This is a genomic window from Lelliottia sp. 7254-16 (genome assembly GCF_002922995.1).
Lineage (GTDB): Bacteria > Pseudomonadota > Gammaproteobacteria > Enterobacterales > Enterobacteriaceae > Enterobacter > Enterobacter jeotgali.
On record NZ_PQVS01000001.1, the window covers coordinates 445,339 to 464,564 of the forward strand.

The following is a 19,226-nucleotide window of genomic DNA, read 5'->3' on the forward strand; positions in this document are numbered from 1 at the left end:
AAAACTGTCAGCCGCTCAATGGCCACGAAAATAGAATACTATGCTTCAGGACAACCCGCTGCTAGCGCAGCTTAAACAGCAATTGCATTCCCAGACGCCGCGCGCTGAAGGGGTGGTAAAAGCCACGGAAAAAGGCTTTGGCTTCCTGGAAGTCGATGCACAGAAAAGCTACTTCATCCCGCCTCCACAGATGAAGAAAGTGATGCACGGCGATCGTGTAACGGCAGTGATTCATACCGACAAGGATCGTGAATCCGCCGAGCCAGAAGAATTAATCGAACCTTTCCTGACCCGTTTTGTCGGGAAAGTACAGCGTAAAGACGATCGTCTTTCCATCGTTCCGGACCATCCGCTGCTTAAGGATGCGATTCCATGCCGCGCTGAACGCGGCGTTGAACATGATTTCAAACAAGGTGACTGGGCCGTTGCCCAGATGCGTCGCCATCCGCTGAAAGGCGACCGTGGTTTTTACGCAGAACTGACCCATTTCATTACCTTCGGCGACGATCATTTCGTGCCGTGGTGGGTAACGCTCGCCCGTCATAATCTGGAAAAAGAAGCGCCAAATGGCGTGGCAACAGAAATGATGGACGAAGGTCTGGAGCGTCGCGATTTGACTGCCCTGAACTTCGTTACTATCGACAGCGCCAGCACCCAGGATATGGATGATGCGCTGTATGTGGAAGAAGGCAGCGACGGCAAACTGCACCTGACTGTCGCGATTGCCGACCCGACGGCGTGGATCGCCGAAGGCAGCAAGCTGGACGATTCCGCTAAAATTCGCGCGTTCACCAACTATCTGCCGGGCTTCAATATCCCGATGCTGCCACGTGAACTCTCTGACGATCTCTGCTCGCTGCGTGCGAACGAAGTGCGTCCGGTACTCGCGTGCCGCATGACCGTGGATGCTGACGGCACGATTGAAGACGATATCGAATTTTTCGCCGCAACTATCGAATCCAAAGCGAAGCTGGCGTACGACGATGTCTCTGATTGGCTGGAAAATAGCGGCAGCTGGAAACCAGAAAATGAGGCTATTGCTCAGCAAATCACGCTGTTGCAACAACTCTGCCTGAGCCGTGGCGAATGGCGTAAAACCCATGCGCTGGTGTTCAAAGACCGCCCGGATTATCGCTTTGTGCTGGGTGAAAAAGGCGAAGTGCTGGATATCGTTGCCGAACCGCGTCGTATCGCTAACCGCATCGTTGAAGAGTCAATGATCGCCGCCAACATTTGCGCCGCACGCGTGCTGCGCGACAAACTCGGCTTCGGCATTTACAACGTGCATACCGGTTTTGATCCGGCGAACACCGAAGCACTGGCTGCTCTGCTGAAAACGCACGACGTTCACGTAGATCCGCAGGAAGTGCTGACCTTAAACGGCTTCTGCAAACTGCGCCGCGAGCTGGATGCGCAACCGTCTGGTTTCCTCGACAGCCGTATTCGTCGCTTCCAGTCCTTCGCAGAAATCAGCACCGAGCCAGGCCCGCACTTTGGTCTGGGCCTTGAGGCGTATGCGACCTGGACTTCACCGATCCGTAAATACGGCGACATGGTTAACCACCGTCTGCTGAAAGCGGTTATCAAAGGTGAAACCATTGCCCGTCCGCAGGAAGATACCACCGTGCAGATGGCGGAACGCCGTCGCCTGAACCGTATGGCTGAACGCGATGTCGGCGACTGGCTGTATGCGCGCTTCCTGAATGACAAAGCCGGTACGGACACCCGTTTTGCGGCTGAAATCATTGACGTGAGCCGCGGAGGGATGCGCGTGCGTCTGGTCGATAATGGTGCCGTTGCCTTTATTCCGGCCCCGTTCCTGCACGCGGTCCGCGATGAACTGACCTGTAGCCAGGAAAATGGCGCAGTACAGATCAAAGGCGAAACGGTTTATAAAGTCACGGATGTGATTGATGTGAACATCGCTGAAGTGCGTATGGAAACCCGGAGTATTATCGCGCGCCCTGTCGCCTGATAAGTTTTAAAAATGTCGGCTATTTCTTTTAAGGGAAAGCCGACATTTTTCTTCCCCTGATAAATCGCACACTCATCACTTTTTCTTAATATTTTCCTCTCGTTCCCCACAAAAACCATCACCATTATCTACAGTAAAAGTAATCCGTCATTTTTGGTTACTGGAATTTTTATCCACGTGTATCCTTTTAAGCCCATCTCGTTTTAATATAAGAATGCAGGGAAAAACAATAAGTTCACTTCGGTTTTGCCGCTGTCATACCACGGGAAAATCGAATGTAAATGCATAATTTTTGCGCCATTGAGCAGGTTCGGGAGAGAGCATGATTGACGATTTGGAGCAAAATTTGCTGTTTCGTTACATGGGCACACACAGCCCCTGGTGGCGTTTGACAGCTGACAGCAATGCTCTGCATCTGGCCGCCAGTGAAAACGCTGATATCACCCAGGTGGTTGCCTTGAGCGACGATCAGGCCGAACTTGTTCGCCAGCTTACCGTCATCACTTCCAGCATTACCATGACGCTTTCCCTCTATGGCTCCGACGTTCCCGTGCATCTGGTGGGGCGCAAAATCAATAAAAAGGAGTGGGCTGGCACCGCTTCTGCCTGGAATGACACCCCTTCCGTGGCGCGCGATCTGGTGCAAGGGTTATCCTTCGCCGAACAAGTCGTTTCTGAAGCTAACTCGGTGATTGTTATCCTCGATCAGCAGGGCAATATTCAGCGCTTTAACCGCCTGAGCGAAGAATATACCGGCATGAAAGAGCATGAAGTCATCGGGCAAAACGTCTTTAAATTGTTTATGAGCCGCAGTGAAGCGGCGGCCTCTAAACGCAATATTTCTGGTTTTTTCCGTAACGGCAGTTCGTACGAAGTAGAACGCTGGATCAAGACCCGCAAAGGGCAACGATTGTTTCTGTTCAGAAACAAATTTGTTCATAGCGGTAGCGGGAAAAATGAAATATTCCTTATCTGTTCTGGCACGGATATTACTGAAGAACGCCGGGCACAGGAACGTCTTCGCGTACTGGCCAATACGGACACCATCACCGGCCTGCCGAATCGTAATGCGATTCACGAATTAATCAGCAATGCTATCGAAACACGCGGCGAATCCCAGGTCGGGGTGGTCTATCTCGATCTCGATAACTTCAAAAAAGTTAACGATGCTTACGGGCATATGTTTGGCGACCAACTATTGCAGGCGGTCGCACTGGCTATCCTGAGCTGTCTGGAAGAAGGCCAAATACTGGCGCGTCTGGGCGGCGATGAATTTATTGTGCTCGCGACGGATACCTCGCAAAGCTCGCTTGAGGCGATGGCTTCACGTATTCTGACGCGTCTGCGCCAGCCCTTCCGTATTGGCCTGATCGAAATCTACACCGGCTGTTCACTCGGGATTTCGCTGGCACCACAGCACGGCACCGATCGAGAAAGTATTATTCGCAACGCCGATACGGCGATGTATACCGCTAAAGAGAGTGGACGCGGCAAGTTCTGCGTCTTTTCGCCGGAAATGAATCAACGCGTGTTCGAATATTTGTGGCTGGATACCAACCTGCGCAAGGCGCTGGATAACGATCAACTGTTAATTCACTATCAGCCCAAAATGACCTGGCGCGGCGAAGTGCGGAGTCTGGAAGCACTGGTGCGCTGGCAGTCCCCTGAGCGCGGTTTAATCCCGCCGCTGGAGTTTATCTCGTACGCCGAAGAGTCGGGCCTGATTGTCCCGCTAGGGCGCTGGGTTATGCTCGACGTGGTACGTCAGGTGGCGAAATGGCGTGATAAGGGAATCAATCTCCGGGTGGCGGTGAACGTCTCTGCCCGCCAACTGGCAGACCAGACCATATTCAGCGATTTAAAACAGGCGCTAAAAGATCTGAACTTTGAATACTGCCCGATTGACGTAGAGCTGACCGAAAGCTGCCTGATAGAAAACGAAGAGCTGGCCCTGTCGGTTATTCAGCAATTCAGCCAACTGGGGGCGCAAATTCATCTTGATGACTTTGGGACCGGATATTCCTCGCTATCGCAGCTGGCGCGTTTCCCGATTGATGCCATTAAACTTGATCAGGTATTTGTTCGCGATATTCATAAACAATCGATTTCCCAGTCGCTGGTGCGGGCCATTGTCGCTGTGGCTCAGGCACTGAATTTACAGGTCATTGCTGAAGGCGTTGAGAGCGCGAAAGAAGACGCCTTTCTGACCAAGAATGGCGTCAACGAACGGCAAGGTTTCTTATTTGCTAAGCCGATGCCCGCTGCCGCATTCGAGCGCTGGCTAAAACGCTATCAGGCGAAGAAGATGCGTTAGCTGGCTTTACGCATTCCTGCCGCGTTGTGACGATTTTGCAGCATCACCAGACGTTCCATATAGGCAATGTCTTTCGGCTCCAGGCAGAATGCCGCATCCACCCAGTCCTCGGTGATATCCATTAACTCACTACGTGGAAGTTGCAGCACGCGCTGACGGGCACGCAGCATCGCCCTTACGCCGTTCAACTTGGGCTGTAGAGTATCGATAAACGTGCGCGTCGACACATACCCATGACCCGGCTCAAACAGCACATCGACCAGTCCGTACTGCTCATGCCATTCCGCCGTATGCGATTCTCCTCGGTAGATGAGTTCCTCAGCGAGTTTCATGCCTGCGCGACGGGCGACCAGCGAATATCCACCCATGCCGGGGAACAGGTTAAAGGCGATTTCCGGAAATCCCAGGCGCGCGTCGCGCTGCGCCAGCACAAAATGATGCGCTAACGCTGCCTCAAAGCCGCCACCGAGCGCACTGCCCTCCACCATCGCCAGTGTAATGGCTCCTGTATCAAAACCGCGTGAAGCGGCGTGGACACAATCCACACAGGCGCGAGCGTAAGCACGCAACGCCTCGCGGCGACCATTCTGGATGCATTCGACAAAGAAGCGTAAATCGCCTCCCGTGTTATACATGTCCGGGACCAGTGAACCGGTCACCCAGAAATCCACAACAAAGCCTGACTGTCGTACCAGCCACGACATGTTCATGATTTCCTCGATTAACGCGTGATTGAAACAGGGACGCGGTTGAGCGCGGAGCATCATCCATACCGTACGCCGTTCTTCTTCGTAATAGCCTGCGAGCTGGGTGAAACGATCAGGGTCGGTGAACAGTTTGCAGGTAGCTTGGTTAATGACTGTCATAGTCCAATTCCTCATATAAAAAAGCGCCTTGCGCGCAGTTTTAGACTAATCCACTCCCTAACCCGTCTGCATGAGAAGGAATAAATATATCACTTTCATTTATGTAATTTGGTTAGTGTATTTTTTCCCTTCTCTTTTGAGAGCAATTTCTGCATCATTGAAATTATTAACTTTTCGTTCTGAGGGTGAGATGATGTCAGAAGTTGACGCGCAGCGAGTGGCACAACGTATTGATACAGTGCTGGATATTCTGGTGGCGGGTGATTATCAGTCTGCAATTCGTAATCTTGAGATCCTGAAATCTGAATTACTGGCACAGCATGGCGCAGGTCAGATGGCGGAGCCCTCCCAGCCAAAAGCCCCGTGGGAAGTGTAATCTTCACCCTTTTTTCGTTTTCGTTCTCTTTATATGGATGCTATGAATTCCCGACAACAAATCATTCTGCAGATGGTGATCGACAAAGGACGCGTGAGTGTCGTCGAATTAGCTAAAACGACCGGCGTTTCAGAGGTAACTATCCGTCAGGATCTGAATCTTCTGGAAAAGCAAAGCTACCTTCGCCGCGCGCACGGTTACGCCGTACCGCTGGACAGCGAAGACGTTGAAACGCGCATGATGACTCACTTTGCGCTTAAACGTGAGCTAGCCGAATTTGCCGCCACGCTTGTCAATAATGGCGAAACCGTTTTTATTGAGAACGGCAGCAGCAATGCCCTCCTGGCGCGCACCCTGGCAGAACAAAAAGACATTACCATTATCACGGTCAGCAGTTATATCGCCCATCTGCTGAAAGAAACCCAGTGCGAAGTCATTCTGCTGGGCGGGATTTATCAGAAGAAAAGTGAAAGCATGGTTGGGCCACTAACGCGTCAGTACGTTCAGCAGGTTCACTTCAGCAAAGCCTTTATCGGAATTGACGGCTGGCAGCCAGAAACGGGGTTTACCGGCCGCGATATGATGCGTTCTGATGTAGTGAATGCCGTACTGGAAAAAGGCTGTGAAGCCATTGTGCTCACCGACAGTTCTAAATTTGGTGCTGTGCATCCGTACACGATGGGCCCGATTTCGCGCTTTAACCGCGTGATTACCGATCAACGTTTGAGCGATGAGCATCGCCAGCAATTGCAACGCGACGGACTGACCGTCGATATCGTCAAACACACCGCCTGACCCTCCTCCGCGCCCTATTCCACGGGCGCTTATTGCATCCTTTTTCCATCTGAGACGATTCTGAACATCCCTTTAAGATTTTTTACCTGTCGTTTCGCCAGCAAAAATTTAAAATTACTATTAGCGATATAACAGGAAGTGACTATCACCTGCGTGATTTTGTAACACCTGCGCGACCAGGTTTCACGGAAATGACGCTGAAGTATTTCATTGTCTATACTTACAGATAGCTTATTTCCGTGAATCGATAATTCAGGAGAAAGTATGATGAATTTAACCAGCAAAAAATTAGCCGCAGCGGTTTTGGCAGTAACTCTCGCAATGTCTCTGAGCGCATGTTCTAACTGGTCCAAACGTGACCGTAACACCGCGATTGGTGCGGGTGCGGGTGCAGTTGGTGGGGCCGTATTAACCGATGGTAGTGCCCTGGGAACCCTGGGTGGTGCAGCAGTCGGTGGTATCATCGGCCATCAGGTGGGTAAATAAGATATATAAAATAGCCACTGCATAATTGGATTAATTCAGAACGATATTTTCTGACTTACGCACCAGAAAAAAAGCCACGGTAAATACCGTGGCTTATTATTTTAGCCGCCTGCCAGTTTGACTTTCATTCCCCTGGCTTCAAGCAGCGTCTTTATTAAGTCGCGATTGTCGCCCTGAATTTCAATTACGCCGTCTTTCACTGCTCCGCCACATCCGCATTTCTTTTTCAATTCAGCAGCGAGTTTAGCCAGTGTTGCGTCGTCTTCATCAATGCCCGTAATCAGGCACACACCTTTGCCTTTACGTCCGCTGGTCTGCCGCTGGATGCGCACAATACCATCGCCCTTTGGCCGCTGAACGGCGGCTTTAGGTTCATCAATACGGCCACTGTCCGTTGAATAGACCATACGGCTGTTGGAATCGCTCATTACGCCCCCTTTTTCAATGACGCATTAATCGCTTTTAAGGTTTGCGCAGGGTCGGCTGATTGCGTGACCGGGCGTCCAATAACCATATAGTCGACGCCCGCCGCCAGCGCCTGTTCGGGCGTCATAATACGGCGCTGATCGCCCGCGTCAGTACCCTGCGGGCGAATGCCAGGGGTCACCAGTTTAAACGCTTGACCGAGTTCCGCTTTGAAGCGTACCGCCTCCTGAGCAGAGCAGACTACGCCGTCCAGCCCGCAGTTTTGCGTCAGACGCGCCAGACGCTCGGCATGTTCAGCAGGTGACAACGTCACGCCAAGATCCAGTAAATCACTGGCTTCCATGCTGGTCAACACGGTGACGGCAATCAGCAATGGTGCATCTTTGGCGAACGGCACCAGCGCTTCGCGCGCGGCAGTCATCATGCGCGCCCCGCCCGATGCATGAACGTTCACCATCCAGACGCCGAGGTCAGCCGCTGCGGCGACCGCATGTGCCGTGGTGTTGGGAATGTCATGGAATTTGAGATCGAGAAATACATCAAAGCCACGCTGCTGCAGGTCACGCACGATTTGCGGTCCAAACAAGGTGAACATCTCTTTGCCGACTTTGAGGCGGCAGTCGCGTGGGTCAATGCGATCGACAAAGGCGAGCGCGCTGTCGCGATTGTTATAGTCGAGTGCAACAACAACGGGAGATTCAGTAACTACGCGGGAAGAAGAGGATGCAACATACGTCATGACCAGCCCTTTTCGTCTATGGGCGCCGCAGTGGCGCGGGATAGATAAACGGCGAGCATTCTACCTGTCAGCGGAACAAATTGACAGAATCCATTTACCCCTTGCCAGACTATAGACCGCACGGTGCTGAATCAATCTTGAAACACAATAAGTATGTTGTAACTAAAATGCGGTTTTTTAAAAAATTACTGCCCGTCCAGGCCGCGAATCGGTTTAATGGTTGACCAGGCACGGCATGAAGGGCAATGCCAGTAAAGCGTGTAGGCGGTAAATCCGCATTTCGAACAGCGATAGCGCGGTTTACTGCGCACCTGCTCGCCCACCATATCACGCAGCACCATCAGGCTCTCTTTCGCACGCCCTTCTTCCGCTTCGTTCAGGTGGTAATCCATCAGTTTGTGGAAGACACGCATGGTGGGATGGCGCTGAAGCTGGCGTGTGATGTAAACCTGAGCCGTATCGTTGCCTTCGTGCTGCTCGACGACGTCCGCCAGCATCAGTTCAGCCGTCGCACCGGTATTCTCTTCCACACAGCGACGTAAGAACGCCACCCATTCATCCGGGCGGCCAAGCTGTTGGTAGCAGGTTTGCAGCATCTCCAGCGTTTCGCTGACCAGCTCTTTATCCTGGTCGATCACGCGCAGCAGGCATTCTACGGCTTTGGCAAATTCGCCCTTCGCCATAAATACGCGCCCCATCATGATGGAGATGCGCGCACTGTTGCGATCGGCAGAAGCGCCCTTTTTCAACAATGCCATGGCTTTTTCCATGTCATCGCTGCCCATTTGCTGCAACGCGAGCTCACAGTAAAAGTGGGCGATTTCGACACGCTGTTTGTCTTTGCCAAGTTTGACCAGACGCTCTGCCGTATCGATGGCTTTTTGCCAGTCGCTGGTCGCCTGATAAATTTGCAGGAGTTGTTGCAACGCGCTGACGCGAAACTCTGTTTCGTCCACCAGCTGACTGAACATGTCTTCCGCGCGGTCGTAAAGACCGGCGGCCATGTAGTCACGGCCCAGCTGCTGGACCGCCAGCAGACGCTGATCGTAGGTAAGCGAGGCGCTTTCCATCAATGTCTGGTGGATACGGATGGCACGATCGACTTCGCCACGCGAGCGGAACAGGTTTCCAAGGGTGAGATGCGCCTCAACGGTGCCGGTGTCCTCTTTTAACATGTCAAGGAACAGGTCGACCGCTTTATCCTGTTGGTTGCTCAGAAGGAAGTTCACCCCCGCTACATAGTCGCGAGAAAGGCGGTTTGCTTCGTCCTGCTTATTTTGTTGCGCACTTCTGCGGCCCATATACCAGCCATAGGCTGCGGCTACAGGCAAAAGCAGAAACAACAACTCCAGCATATTCGTTTATTCCTTCACAACCGGAACACCAGTATTCACCGGTACGTCGGTCACAGGCGCAATTTGATTTTCAAGACGTTTGATTTTACGTTCCGCGCGCGCAAGAGAAACACGAACTTTTAACCAGAACAGGCCACAAACAAGCCAGCCGATGGCAAATCCGGCGGCGAATAAAACAGCAAGCAAGCTCGAAACACGATACTCGCCCTGCGCCAGCAGATAATTGAAGGTCACCAGCTGATCGTTTTGCGCACCCAGTGTGACCGAAATAACAAAAATCGCTAACACCAGTAAGAATATGAGTAGATATTTCACATGACTTCCCGTTATGTGGTTCAGGCGAATAAAGTGTGTTCAACTCGCCGCAATCAGCCTTATAAACTACCATTTTAGCCGCGAGCGTGAAACGGAAAAAGTAGCAGGGTCCAATATGATTTGAGGGCTAAACCACGAATTTCAACCGTCAGACCTCTTCTTGCTCTCGTTCTTCTATCTCTTTGTTCTCTTCTGGCGGCGGCGTGAGCGGTCCGCAAAGCCGTTGGGCAAGCCAGGTAGCAAACGTCACCAACAGCCAGGAAATCAACGTCGCCACCACCAGGTCGCGCGGCCAGTGCATCCCTAACAGCAGGCGACTGCCCATCACGCCTGTCGCCCAGACCAGTAAAATAGCGATGGTGATAGTGCGACGGCGCGGCCAGAGTAGACCGACAGCTAACAGCGCCCAACTGGCCGCAAACATGGTGTGCCCGGACGGAAAGGCGAATCCGGTCTCTTTTTGCCAGTGTTTGCGTAAAAATTTCGGAATTTCCTGCGCTTCCGCCAGCTGCTCTTTCACCAGATGGCCGCGCTCTTTACGCTTTAAATTGTAGAAGGTATCTACCGGAATATGATGCGTTTTTTCAAGCCACACCACAAAAGGACGCGGTTCCTGAACGTGGTCTTTAACCCAGGACTTAATTCCCTGCCCGACGATTATCGCCGCGCCGAGAATGACAAACAGCATGATCGCCGGACGAAGCCGAAAACGTAGGCACCACAAAAACCACGCGCAGAGAATACCGTGCGTGATAATCCCCCACGGCTGAGTCACGGTCTCCGTTACCCAATACAGCGCCTTTAGCCACGTGGCGTTTTGCCCAGGTTGCCAGGCCCAACCTGAAATCCATACCGCTAAGGGCATAATGAGTAGAATAGCGGCACCGGCAGCCGTGCGGCGGGCAATCGAAAGCATGTTGTCTCCTTTTTCGCTAAGCTCAACAATCATAACCGAATTTAACGCAATCCGTGAAAATGTCGGATTGTGCGTTTAACGTTCGTATAGCATGAGCCCGGCTAGGTGAACGCCGCCAGCTTGTGGCAAAATAGCGGGATACTAAAGCCGAAGGGCGACTGGCACGAAACGTGTCAGCATACTCTGGAGAATCACATGCAGCTTAAACGTGTGGCAGAAGCCAATCTGCCAACCCCATGGGGCGATTTCCTGATGGTGGGTTTTGAAGAACTGGCAACCGGGCAGGACCACGTCGCTCTGGTGTTTGGCGACATCTCAGGACAGACACCGGTGCTGGCACGCGTCCATTCAGAGTGTCTGACGGGCGATGCCTTATTCAGTCTGCGCTGTGATTGCGGTTTCCAGCTCGAAGCGGCGCTTTCTCATATCGCTGAAGAAGGTCGAGGCGTACTGCTCTATCACCGCCAGGAAGGCCGTAATATCGGTCTGCTGAATAAAATCCGCGCCTACGCGTTGCAGGATCAGGGCTACGATACGGTTGAAGCCAACCATCAGCTTGGCTTTGCCGCTGACGAACGTGACTTCACCCTGTGTGCGGATATGTTCAAACTGCTCAGCGTGGACGAAGTGCGTCTGCTGACGAACAACCCGCGCAAAGTGGAGATTCTGTCTGAGGCCGGAATCAATATCGTGGAACGCGTGCCGCTGATTGTGGGTCGCAATCCAAAAAACGCCCACTACCTTGATACCAAAGCCGCGAAGATGGGCCACTTGCTGAGCGAGTAAATCGAATGGCCCGGCTTTCGCCGGGCCTGTACCGTTAGTTCAGCATATTACGAATCACATAATGCAAAATGCCGTCGTTCTGGTAGTACGTCAGTTCGGTCGCCGTGTCGATACGGCAGCGGCAATCCAGCACTTCTGTTTTGCCGTCCGCACGCGTGAGCTGCACCGGAACGGTCGCGCCCGGTTTCAGGTTTTGCAGATCCCTGACAGCAATCCGCTCTTCACCGGTTAAACCCAACGTTTTACGCGTGACGCCCTGCGGGAACTCCAGCGGTAAAATCCCCATGCCGATCAGGTTTGAGCGGTGGATACGTTCAAACGATTCGGAGATAACCACGCGAACGCCGAGTAGGCGTGGTCCTTTTGCCGCCCAGTCACGACTGGAGCCAGAGCCATACTCTTTACCCGCAATCACAGCAAGCGGCGTGCCTTCCTGCTGATATTTCATCGCCGCATCGTAGATCGAAATCACTTCCGTTCCCGGCAGATGTCGCGTCATACCGCCTTCAACGCCCGGCACCATTTCATTACGAATACGGATATTGGCAAAGGTCCCGCGCATCATCACTTCGTGGTTGCCGCGACGAGAACCGTAGGAGTTAAAGTCACGGCGCTCCACGCCGCGTCCCTGCAGATATCGCCCTGCCGGGCTGTCAGCTTTGATACTGCCCGCTGGAGAGATGTGGTCGGTGGTGACAGAATCGCCCAGCATCGCCAGGATGCGAGCGCCCTGAATATCGACCAGCGGTTCCGGCTGGGCTTGCATATCATCAAAGAACGGCGACAGGCGAATATAGGTCGAATCGCTCTGCCAGCCGTAGGTGTCAGAACGTTCCACCGCGATAGTTTTCCACTCCGGCGTGCCTTCAAAGACCTCGGCATACTCTTTGCGGAACATCTCAGTGGAGACCTGTTCCACGGCGCGTGCTATTTCTCGTGCCGACGGCCAGATATCTTTCAGATAAACCGGATCGCCCTTGCGGTCGTGACCAATCGGGTCGCTTGCCAGGTTAATGTTCATATTACCCGCCAGCGCATAGGCCACAACCAGCGGCGGCGAGGCCAGCCAGTTGGTTTTGACCAGCGGATGAATACGGCCTTCGAAGTTACGGTTGCCCGAAAGCACCGCGCCCACGGTCAGATCGCCCTGCTTGATCGCCTGCTCGATAGGATCCGGTAACGGACCGGAGTTACCGATACAGGTGGTACAGCCGTAGCCCACCAGGTTAAAGCCCAGTTCGTCGAGGTATGGCGTCAATTTGGCCTTGGCCAGATAGTCCGAAACGACTTTCGATCCCGGCGCTAACGAGGCTTTGACCCACGGCTGGCGCTTGAGGCCCAGGGTAACCGCCTTTTTCGCCAGTAGCCCGGCAGCCATGAGCACACTTGGGTTAGACGTGTTGGTGCAGGACGTTATCGCGGCAATCACCACGGCACCGTCGGGAAGCTGATACTGATGCCCGTTCATAACATAATCAACCGGGCGTCGGTCTTTTTGCGCAGTATTGAGTTCCAGTTCGTTGCTGGCGGCAAACGCTTTCGGCACATTTTGCAGCGCGACGCGATCCTGCGGACGTTTTGGCCCCGCAAGGCTGGCTTCGACTTCATCCATATCCAGCTCAAGCGTGCTGGTGAAGACGGGTTCATCGCCGGTATTTCGCCACATGCCCTGCGCTTTGGAATACGCCTCGACCAGTGCGACCTGTTCATCGCTACGTCCGCTCAGGCGCATATACTCCAGCGTCACCCCGTCGATTGGGAAGAAGCCGCACGTTGCACCATACTCCGGCGCCATGTTGGCAATGGTCGCGCGGTCAGCCAGCGGTAAAGAATCGAGACCGTCGCCGTAAAATTCAACAAACTTACCTACCACGCCGTGCTTACGCAGCATTTGGGTAACGGTCAACACCAGGTCGGTAGCAGTAATGCCTTCACGCAGTTTGCCCAGTAGTTTGAAACCTACTACGTCCGGGATCAGCATCGACACCGGCTGGCCGAGCATCGCAGCTTCGGCTTCGATCCCGCCCACGCCCCAGCCCAACACACCGAGTCCGTTGATCATTGTGGTGTGGGAGTCGGTCCCCACCAGGGTATCAGGATAAGCAATCCACTCTTTGCCCTGCAATTCACTCCACACCGCTTTGCCCAGATATTCCAGGTTTACCTGGTGGCAAATCCCGGTACCCGGCGGCACGACGCTGAAACGGCTGAAGGCTTGCTGGCCCCATTTCAGGAAAACATAGCGTTCGTGGTTACGCTCCATTTCCAGACGCACGTTCTCTTCAAACGCGTCGTCATCACCGAAATGGTCAACCGTTACGGAGTGGTCGATAACAAGATCGACGGGAGAAAGCGGGTTCACTTTGGCGGTATCACCACCGAGACGTTTGACGGCTTCACGCATGGCAGCCAGATCGACAACAGCGGGCACGCCGGTGAAGTCCTGCATTAGCACCCTTGCCGGACGGTAGGCAATCTCTCGATCGGCATGGGCAGTTTTAAGCCACCCCGCCAGGGCATGGATATCATCAGCAGTGACGGACTCGTCATCCTGCCAGCGTAAAAGGTTTTCCAGTAACACTTTCAGCGACTTGGGCAACTGCGAAATGTCCCCAAGTGTCCTGGCGGCCAGCGGCAAGCTGTAGTAGTGATAAGTCTTATTTTCGGCCTGCAACGTGTCCTTACTGGCTTCGCGTAGGGTTAACGACATAAGCTCCTCCTTAATGACAGGGATAACCCGACAATCATCGGGGCTGTAATTAAAGATAACACAAAGATGTCGTAACGTTTTGATAACAACCCGAATTGATAAATCGGGATAATCAATCAACGAAGAGGAACAAACAAAAAACCTCGCCGGAGCGAGGTTTTAGCGTTTAGTTTAAGGCCAGCCAGATTAGCTGAGCCCAGAACAGGACGGATACGGTAAAAGCCCCCATCCAGGACCAGTATTTCATGTTTTGTAGGGTATTCATCATCTGACACCAGACTTTATATTTGTATGATTGTTGGGGTATTTCCCCGTTCTTTATTGCTGATGTGTATTTATAAAAGAGTACAAAAGTGCACGGGTATCACCTGGATATTCGCAGGCTAACATTATTATCAATTATTGTTTTTTCGATTCGTCTTCAGCGAACATATCAATAAAAGCTTGTTGCTGAGCGGAGAGTTTCCAGGATGCAGGCACGCTGGTCACAGGTTCTTTACCTACTTTATGGCTGTTGTCACCTGGCTGACACATCTTCTTAACCGGTTCGATACGCACTTGAGCTGCCATCATCATCCCCAATATTTCCAGACCAGTAACGCCACAACCACCCAGAACAGGGCGGAGCCAAGAAATACCGCCAGCCAGGCTTTACGCTTAAGCGCTGGGTCCCTTTGCGGTTCTTCACTTCCTGAAGGCATTGCTAACCTCATACAATCGACTTCGCTTATCATTTTGATACCAAACAATCGGTACAAGTAATCATGAGTTGAGATAAATCCTAAAGAAACTTTAGTCGAAAAGCCAGTGAATTTACGAACGTTTTCCAGGGAAATAGTTAATCTTTTGACCCAAAATAAATAATTGAGACGAGGTATTTGCGCGGAGGGAATTTACTTTCTACTTTTGTCGCAAATTTGCGACAGTTTGCCCATAAACAATTAACGTTTATCAGGTTATATGCGATAGCAAATGGGGATGAGGTTAATTCTAATTTAGCTTTAATACATTATTCGGTATCTTTCCGGGCGGAAAGATACCGGGTGTGATTATTTTTCCGGGAGCTTAATATCCTGGAACATCGCTTCAATATCTTCGTTTGAGCGCAGCGCGACTGCGGTATCTACAACATCTCGCGTTAAATGCGGCGCAAAGCGCTGAATGAAATCATACATATAGCTGCGAAGGAAAGTGCTGCGACGGAAACCGATTTTGGTCGTGCTGTGGCTAAAGACATCGTGTGCGTCGAGGCGCACCAGGTCCGGGTCAGAAACCGGGTCTACCGCCATGCTGGCAATCACACCCACGCCTAATCCCAGACGAACGTATGTTTTGATGACATCAGCATCGGTCGCCGTAAAGACGATACGCGGCGTCAGCCCTGCACGATTAAACGCCGTGTCCAGTTCAGAACGACCGGTAAAACCAAACGTATAGGTCACCAGTGGATATTGCGCCAGCTCTTCAATGGTCACCGATCCCTTACCTGCCAGAGGATGCTCCGGCGTCACCACAATCGAACGATTCCAGTGATAGCACGGCAACATAACCAGATCGTCATACAGATGCAGCGCTTCAGTCGCAATGGCGAAATCAGCATTGCCTTTGGAAACCGCTTCGGCGATCTGCGTAGGCGATCCTTGATGCATATGCAGCGAAACGCGCGGATAGCGTTCGATAAAGCCTTTTATCACCCCAGGCAACGCGTAGCGAGCCTGCGTGTGGGTGGTGGCGATATACAGCGAACCTTTATCCGGCCAGGTATGTTCCCCCGCAACCGATTTGATCGCATCTACTTTGGATAGCACTTCCCGGGCAATGCGGATGATCTCCTGACCGGCAGGTGTTACTTGAGTGAGGTGTTTACCGCTACGGGCAAAAATCTGAATACCCAGTTCATCCTCCAGCATACGCACTTGCTTACTGATGCCTGGCTGAGAGGTATAAAGACCTTCTGCGGTAGAAGAGACGTTAAGGTTGTGGTTGACCACCTCAACGATATAACGAAGCTGTTGTAGTTTCATGCCTGACCATCCGATTTAGCGCACAGGGAGCATCGCTTAAGACGATTTAATAATAAGAAAGGAGTTAACTATAACCACTATATCATTTATATCCCGAGTGTATAGTACGGAACAAAAAATAATAACGGCCAATAAAAAAGGGCCGGAAGTCCGGCCCTTTCAGGTAAGTCACGGTAAGAAAAGATTATTTCTTGCCTTCAACCCATTTACCATCCACAAAGAATGCAGACCAACCGGTCGCTTTGCCCTCTTTCTCGGCAGCGACATACTGCTGCTTCGTTTTACGGCTGAAGCGAACAACAGTCTTATTGCCTTCCGGGTCCTGCTGTGGTGCATCGGCCAGATAACGCAGTTTCTCTGGCAGACGATCGCGGAAGCGGTACAGCTCTTCCACCAGCGGCGCACGGGTCTCGCGTGATTTCGGGAAGGTGTTGGCGGCGAGGAACACACCCGCGGCACCGTCACGCAGCACGAAGTACGCGTCTGACTTCTCACACGGCAGTTCTGGTAACGGAACCGGATCTTCCTTCGGAGGAGCCACTTCGCCGTTGCGCAGGATCTTACGCGTGTTCTTACATTCTTCGTTGGTGCAAGCCATGTACTTACCGAAACGACCCATTTTCAGGTGCATTTCAGAACCGCATTTCTCACATTCCACAATTGGGCCATCATAGCCCTTGATGCGGAATTCGCCCTCTTCGATTTCATAGCCGTCGCAGGTCGGGTTGTTACCGCAGACATGCAACTTACGCTTAGGATCGATCAGGTAGCTGTCCATCGCCGTGCCGCATTTCTGGCAACGACGTTTGGCGCGCAGAGCGTTGGTTTCGGCATCGTCACCTTCCAGCACGTTGAGAACTTCGTTCTCAGGCACCAGGTTGATGGTGGTTTTGCAGCGCTCTTTTGGCGTTAACGCGTAGCCAGAACAACCGAGGAATACGCCGGTGGTCGCAGTACGAATACCCATATGACGACTACAGGTCGGACACTCGATGCTGGTAATGACCATCTGGTTCGGCTGCATTCCCCCTTCTTCTGGCGCTTTTTCAGCTTTCTCCAGTTGTTGGGTGAAATCGCCAAAGAAGCTGTCGAGCACCTTCTTCCATTCCGCCTGGTGGTTAGCCACCTGGTCCAGACGGTCTTCCATCTGCGCGGTAAAATCGTAGTTCATCAGCTCGCGGAAGTTGTCTTCCAGACGATCGGTGACGATCTCACCCATTTTTTCCGCATAGAAACGACGGTTTTCAGCACGAACGTAGCCGCGATCCTGAATGGTCGAAATGATCGACGCATAAGTGGACGGACGACCGATACCCCGTTTTTCCAGCTCTTTTACCAACGATGCTTCGCTGAAACGCGCAGGCGGTTTGGTAAAGTGCTGTGCCGGGATGAGTTCTGTTAAAGAAAGCTCATCGCCTTTGTTGACAGCAGGCAGAGTACGGTCTTCATCGCCTTTACGCAGAGCAGGCATGACTTTCGTCCAGCCGTCAAAGCGCAGGATACGACCGCGCGCTTTCAGGCGGAAATCACCCGCACCAACGGTCAGCGTCGTTGAATCGTATTTTGCCGGATTCATCTGACAGGCAACGAACTGGCGCCAGATCAGCTGATACAGCTTCTGGGCATCCGTTTCCATGTCTTTCAGGGCTTCAGCCTCAACGGAAACATCCGACGGACGGATCGCTTCGTGCGCTTCCTGAGAGTTTTCTTTGCTCGCGTACTGGATAGCGCTTTCCGGCAGATACTTCTTACCGAAGTTATCGCCGATATAGTCGCGCACCATGCTCACCGCGTCCTGGCTCAGGTTTGTTGAGTCAGTACGCATATAGGTGATGTAACCCGCTTCATACAAACGTTGGGCCATCATCATGGTTTTCTTCACGCCAAAGCCCAGACGCGTGCTTGCCGCCTGCTGAAGCGTGGAGGTAATGAAAGGCGCACCGGGTTTGCTGCTTGTCGGTTTGTCTTCACGATCCAGCACCTGATAGCGTGCTTTTTCCAGCAGCGCAACGGCTGCCATAGTTTGATCGCGATTGACCGGACGGAACGGCTTCTCTTTCTCGTGGGTCACCTGCAGCGGCAGTGCATCGCCACCCGGCGTTGCCACGTTCGCGTCGATTTCCCAGAACTCTTCCGGTACAAACGCTTTGATTTCGCGTTCACGCTCCACGACCAGACGCACCGCCACGGACTGAACACGCCCGGCGGAAAGGCCACGCGCAATTTTCTTCCACAGCAGTGGCGAAACCATGTAACCCACCACGCGGTCCATAAAACGACGCGCCTGTTGAGCGTTAACACGATCGATGTTCAGTTCGCCCGGCTTTTCAAACGCCTGACGAATCGCATTCTTTGTAATCTCGTTAAACACGACACGGCTGTATCGTGATTCATCACCACCAATGATTTCCCGCAGGTGCCATGCAATGGCTTCCCCTTCGCGGTCAAGGTCGGTTGCGAGATAGATGTGGTCAGCTTTTTCAGCGAGCTGCTTCAGCTCATTGACGACTTTCTCTTTGCCGGGCAGCACTTCGTACTGTGCTTCCCATTCGTGCCAGGGATCGACACCCATACGGTTGACGAGCGCGCTACGTTCATCCTTTTTAGGCTTCTTAGCCCCTTTGGTGGAGGTAGAGTCTGCGCTCTTTTTACTGGCTGAGCCACTGGTCGGCAAATCGCGGATATGACCAACGCTGGATTTAACCACATAGTCGTTACCCAGATACTTATTGATCGTTTTGGCTTTTGCCGGGGACTCAACGATGACGAGAGCTTTACCCATATTCACCTTTACCTAATTTAATTCTTCCAGGAATACGCCGCATGTTGATTTCCCTTCCGCTGGCAGCGTTTTTTTTATATTGCGACGACGCCAGGGGATATCAACCCTTTTTTCTTACCGAACGACAGAGGTACACGTCCAGGTGATTGAGTTATCGGGCATTTCATTGACTTCAAAATGACTATGCGACGAGCTTTCGGTCGAATGTCAAGCAATTCTGTTGCCAGAATGACGAAAGCGCACACTGTACCTGATAAAATCTGTTACGCAACTTTATTAGCATGCAAAAGCAAATCGCGCCAGCTTTGCCCCTGCGCTGTAGCCCCGCGAAAAACAGGGAAAATTTGCCCACGGTGCGGGT

General features: G+C 52.4%; 18 protein-coding genes. 6 read left to right on the plus strand and 12 right to left on the minus strand.

Translation table 11 applies throughout. The features are described 5' to 3' along the window. Positions 1 to 40 precede the first annotated feature (40 nt). Together C3708_RS02125 and pdeR are read left to right on the plus strand one after the other, a co-directional pair. Positions 41 to 1,975 carry an exoribonuclease II gene (locus C3708_RS02125; protein ID WP_103949322.1) on the plus strand — a complete coding sequence of 645 codons (1,935 nt, stop codon included), beginning with the start codon at positions 41 to 43 and terminating at the stop codon, positions 1,973 to 1,975. A 322-nt stretch (positions 1,976 to 2,297) separates the two neighbouring features. After that, positions 2,298 to 4,289: a cyclic di-GMP phosphodiesterase gene (gene pdeR / locus C3708_RS02130; RefSeq protein ID WP_095282205.1), complete on the plus strand. Its 1,992-nt coding sequence runs from the start codon at positions 2,298 to 2,300 to the stop codon at positions 4,287 to 4,289. Here the strand turns inward: pdeR and C3708_RS02135 are convergent. Continuing rightward, positions 4,286 to 5,155 (minus strand): crotonase/enoyl-CoA hydratase family protein, encoded by an 870-nt coding sequence (locus C3708_RS02135; RefSeq protein WP_095282206.1) that lies wholly within the window; start codon positions 5,153 to 5,155, stop codon positions 4,286 to 4,288. The two genes, pdeR and C3708_RS02135, sit on opposite strands and share 4 nt — an antisense overlap. A gap of 193 nt (positions 5,156 to 5,348) precedes the next feature. Here C3708_RS02135 and C3708_RS02140 point away from each other — a divergent pair, with 193 nt between their 5' ends. The 3 genes from C3708_RS02140 to osmB all read left to right on the plus strand — a co-directional run bounded on the left by C3708_RS02140 (position 5,349) and on the right by osmB (position 6,812). Next, positions 5,349 to 5,531, plus strand: coding sequence for a hypothetical protein (locus C3708_RS02140; RefSeq protein ID WP_095282207.1), 183 nt, complete (start codon positions 5,349 to 5,351; stop codon positions 5,529 to 5,531). 42 nt (positions 5,532 to 5,573) lie between these two features. Beyond that, positions 5,574 to 6,326: a DNA-binding transcriptional regulator YciT gene (locus C3708_RS02145; protein ID WP_103949323.1), complete on the plus strand. Its 753-nt coding sequence runs from the start codon at positions 5,574 to 5,576 to the stop codon at positions 6,324 to 6,326. Positions 6,327 to 6,593: 267 nt separating this feature from the next. Next, the gene (gene osmB / locus C3708_RS02155) at positions 6,594 to 6,812 is read left to right on the plus strand and encodes an osmotically-inducible lipoprotein OsmB (RefSeq protein ID WP_095284293.1); all 219 of its coding nucleotides are present in this window, start codon (positions 6,594 to 6,596) and stop codon (positions 6,810 to 6,812) included. Positions 6,813 to 6,913: 101 nt separating this feature from the next. Here the strand turns inward: osmB and yciH are convergent, their stop codons facing one another. The 5 genes from yciH to pgpB all read right to left on the minus strand — a co-directional run bounded on the left by yciH (position 6,914) and on the right by pgpB (position 10,563). After that, positions 6,914 to 7,240, minus strand: coding sequence for a stress response translation initiation inhibitor YciH (gene yciH / locus C3708_RS02160; protein ID WP_103949325.1), 327 nt, complete (start codon positions 7,238 to 7,240; stop codon positions 6,914 to 6,916). Further along, positions 7,240 to 7,977 carry an orotidine-5'-phosphate decarboxylase gene (pyrF, locus tag C3708_RS02165; protein WP_103949326.1) on the minus strand — a complete coding sequence of 246 codons (738 nt, stop codon included), beginning with the start codon at positions 7,975 to 7,977 and terminating at the stop codon, positions 7,240 to 7,242. Before pyrF ends, yciH begins: the two co-directional genes overlap by 1 nt. Before the next feature lie 185 nt (positions 7,978 to 8,162). Next, positions 8,163 to 9,332: a lipopolysaccharide assembly protein LapB gene (gene lapB / locus C3708_RS02170; RefSeq protein ID WP_095282211.1), complete on the minus strand. Its 1,170-nt coding sequence runs from the start codon at positions 9,330 to 9,332 to the stop codon at positions 8,163 to 8,165. 6 nt (positions 9,333 to 9,338) lie between these two features. Next, entirely contained in the window at positions 9,339 to 9,647 is a 309-nt protein-coding gene (locus tag C3708_RS02175) for a LapA family protein (RefSeq protein ID WP_095282212.1), read from the minus strand. Positions 9,648 to 9,795: 148 nt separating this feature from the next. Further along, complete coding sequence (pgpB, locus tag C3708_RS02180; protein ID WP_103949327.1) at positions 9,796 to 10,563, minus strand: phosphatidylglycerophosphatase B; 768 nt, start codon at positions 10,561 to 10,563, stop codon at positions 9,796 to 9,798. 195 nt (positions 10,564 to 10,758) lie between these two features. Here pgpB and ribA point away from each other — a divergent pair, with 195 nt between their 5' ends. Continuing rightward, positions 10,759 to 11,349 (plus strand): GTP cyclohydrolase II, encoded by a 591-nt coding sequence (gene ribA, locus C3708_RS02185; protein WP_095282214.1) that lies wholly within the window; start codon positions 10,759 to 10,761, stop codon positions 11,347 to 11,349. 34 nt (positions 11,350 to 11,383) lie between these two features. On the opposite strand, the gene acnA is transcribed toward ribA, so the two are convergent. The 6 genes from acnA to topA all read right to left on the minus strand — a co-directional run bounded on the left by acnA (position 11,384) and on the right by topA (position 18,865). Beyond that, entirely contained in the window at positions 11,384 to 14,059 is a 2,676-nt protein-coding gene (gene acnA, locus C3708_RS02190) for an aconitate hydratase AcnA (RefSeq protein ID WP_103949328.1), read from the minus strand. A 166-nt stretch (positions 14,060 to 14,225) separates the two neighbouring features. Beyond that, positions 14,226 to 14,324 carry a small membrane protein YmiC gene (gene ymiC / locus C3708_RS23810; protein WP_331251887.1) on the minus strand — a complete coding sequence of 33 codons (99 nt, stop codon included), beginning with the start codon at positions 14,322 to 14,324 and terminating at the stop codon, positions 14,226 to 14,228. A gap of 134 nt (positions 14,325 to 14,458) precedes the next feature. Then, on the minus strand, positions 14,459 to 14,635 hold the full coding sequence (locus C3708_RS23670; RefSeq protein WP_157738402.1) for a hypothetical protein: 177 nt from the start codon (positions 14,633 to 14,635) through the stop codon (positions 14,459 to 14,461). Next, positions 14,632 to 14,772: a YmiA family putative membrane protein gene (locus C3708_RS02195; RefSeq protein WP_096168876.1), complete on the minus strand. Its 141-nt coding sequence runs from the start codon at positions 14,770 to 14,772 to the stop codon at positions 14,632 to 14,634. Before C3708_RS02195 ends, C3708_RS23670 begins: the two co-directional genes overlap by 4 nt. Positions 14,773 to 15,108: 336 nt before the next feature. After that, positions 15,109 to 16,083, minus strand: a complete 975-nt coding sequence (cysB, locus tag C3708_RS02200) for an HTH-type transcriptional regulator CysB (protein WP_095282217.1) — start codon at positions 16,081 to 16,083, stop codon at positions 15,109 to 15,111. A gap of 184 nt (positions 16,084 to 16,267) precedes the next feature. Continuing rightward, the gene (gene topA / locus C3708_RS02210; protein ID WP_103949329.1) at positions 16,268 to 18,865 is read right to left on the minus strand and encodes a type I DNA topoisomerase; all 2,598 of its coding nucleotides are present in this window, start codon (positions 18,863 to 18,865) and stop codon (positions 16,268 to 16,270) included. Positions 18,866 to 19,226: the final 361 nt, after the last annotated feature.

What these genes read in the sequence shown, in the direction of transcription:
- C3708_RS02125 (WP_103949322.1), top strand. Translation starts at nt 41, where the DNA reads ATGCTTCAGGACAACCCGCTGCTAGCGCAGCTTAAACAGCAATTGCAT.
- pdeR (WP_095282205.1), top strand. Translation starts at nt 2,298, where the DNA reads ATGATTGACGATTTGGAGCAAAATTTGCTGTTTCGTTACATGGGCACA.
- C3708_RS02135 (WP_095282206.1), bottom strand. Translation starts at nt 5,155, where the DNA reads ATGACAGTCATTAACCAAGCTACCTGCAAACTGTTCACCGACCCTGAT.
- C3708_RS02140 (WP_095282207.1), top strand. Translation starts at nt 5,349, where the DNA reads ATGTCAGAAGTTGACGCGCAGCGAGTGGCACAACGTATTGATACAGTG.
- C3708_RS02145 (WP_103949323.1), top strand. Translation starts at nt 5,574, where the DNA reads ATGAATTCCCGACAACAAATCATTCTGCAGATGGTGATCGACAAAGGA.
- osmB (WP_095284293.1), top strand. Translation starts at nt 6,594, where the DNA reads ATGAATTTAACCAGCAAAAAATTAGCCGCAGCGGTTTTGGCAGTAACT.
- yciH (WP_103949325.1), bottom strand. Translation starts at nt 7,240, where the DNA reads ATGAGCGATTCCAACAGCCGTATGGTCTATTCAACGGACAGTGGCCGT.
- pyrF (WP_103949326.1), bottom strand. Translation starts at nt 7,977, where the DNA reads ATGACGTATGTTGCATCCTCTTCTTCCCGCGTAGTTACTGAATCTCCC.
- lapB (WP_095282211.1), bottom strand. Translation starts at nt 9,332, where the DNA reads ATGCTGGAGTTGTTGTTTCTGCTTTTGCCTGTAGCCGCAGCCTATGGC.
- pgpB (WP_103949327.1), bottom strand. Translation starts at nt 10,563, where the DNA reads ATGCTTTCGATTGCCCGCCGCACGGCTGCCGGTGCCGCTATTCTACTC.
- ribA (WP_095282214.1), top strand. Translation starts at nt 10,759, where the DNA reads ATGCAGCTTAAACGTGTGGCAGAAGCCAATCTGCCAACCCCATGGGGC.
- acnA (WP_103949328.1), bottom strand. Translation starts at nt 14,059, where the DNA reads ATGTCGTTAACCCTACGCGAAGCCAGTAAGGACACGTTGCAGGCCGAA.
- ymiC (WP_331251887.1), bottom strand. Translation starts at nt 14,324, where the DNA reads ATGAATACCCTACAAAACATGAAATACTGGTCCTGGATGGGGGCTTTT.
- C3708_RS23670 (WP_157738402.1), bottom strand. Translation starts at nt 14,635, where the DNA reads ATGATGATGGCAGCTCAAGTGCGTATCGAACCGGTTAAGAAGATGTGT.
- C3708_RS02195 (WP_096168876.1), bottom strand. Translation starts at nt 14,772, where the DNA reads ATGAGGTTAGCAATGCCTTCAGGAAGTGAAGAACCGCAAAGGGACCCA.
- cysB (WP_095282217.1), bottom strand. Translation starts at nt 16,083, where the DNA reads ATGAAACTACAACAGCTTCGTTATATCGTTGAGGTGGTCAACCACAAC.
- topA (WP_103949329.1), bottom strand. Translation starts at nt 18,865, where the DNA reads ATGGGTAAAGCTCTCGTCATCGTTGAGTCCCCGGCAAAAGCCAAAACG.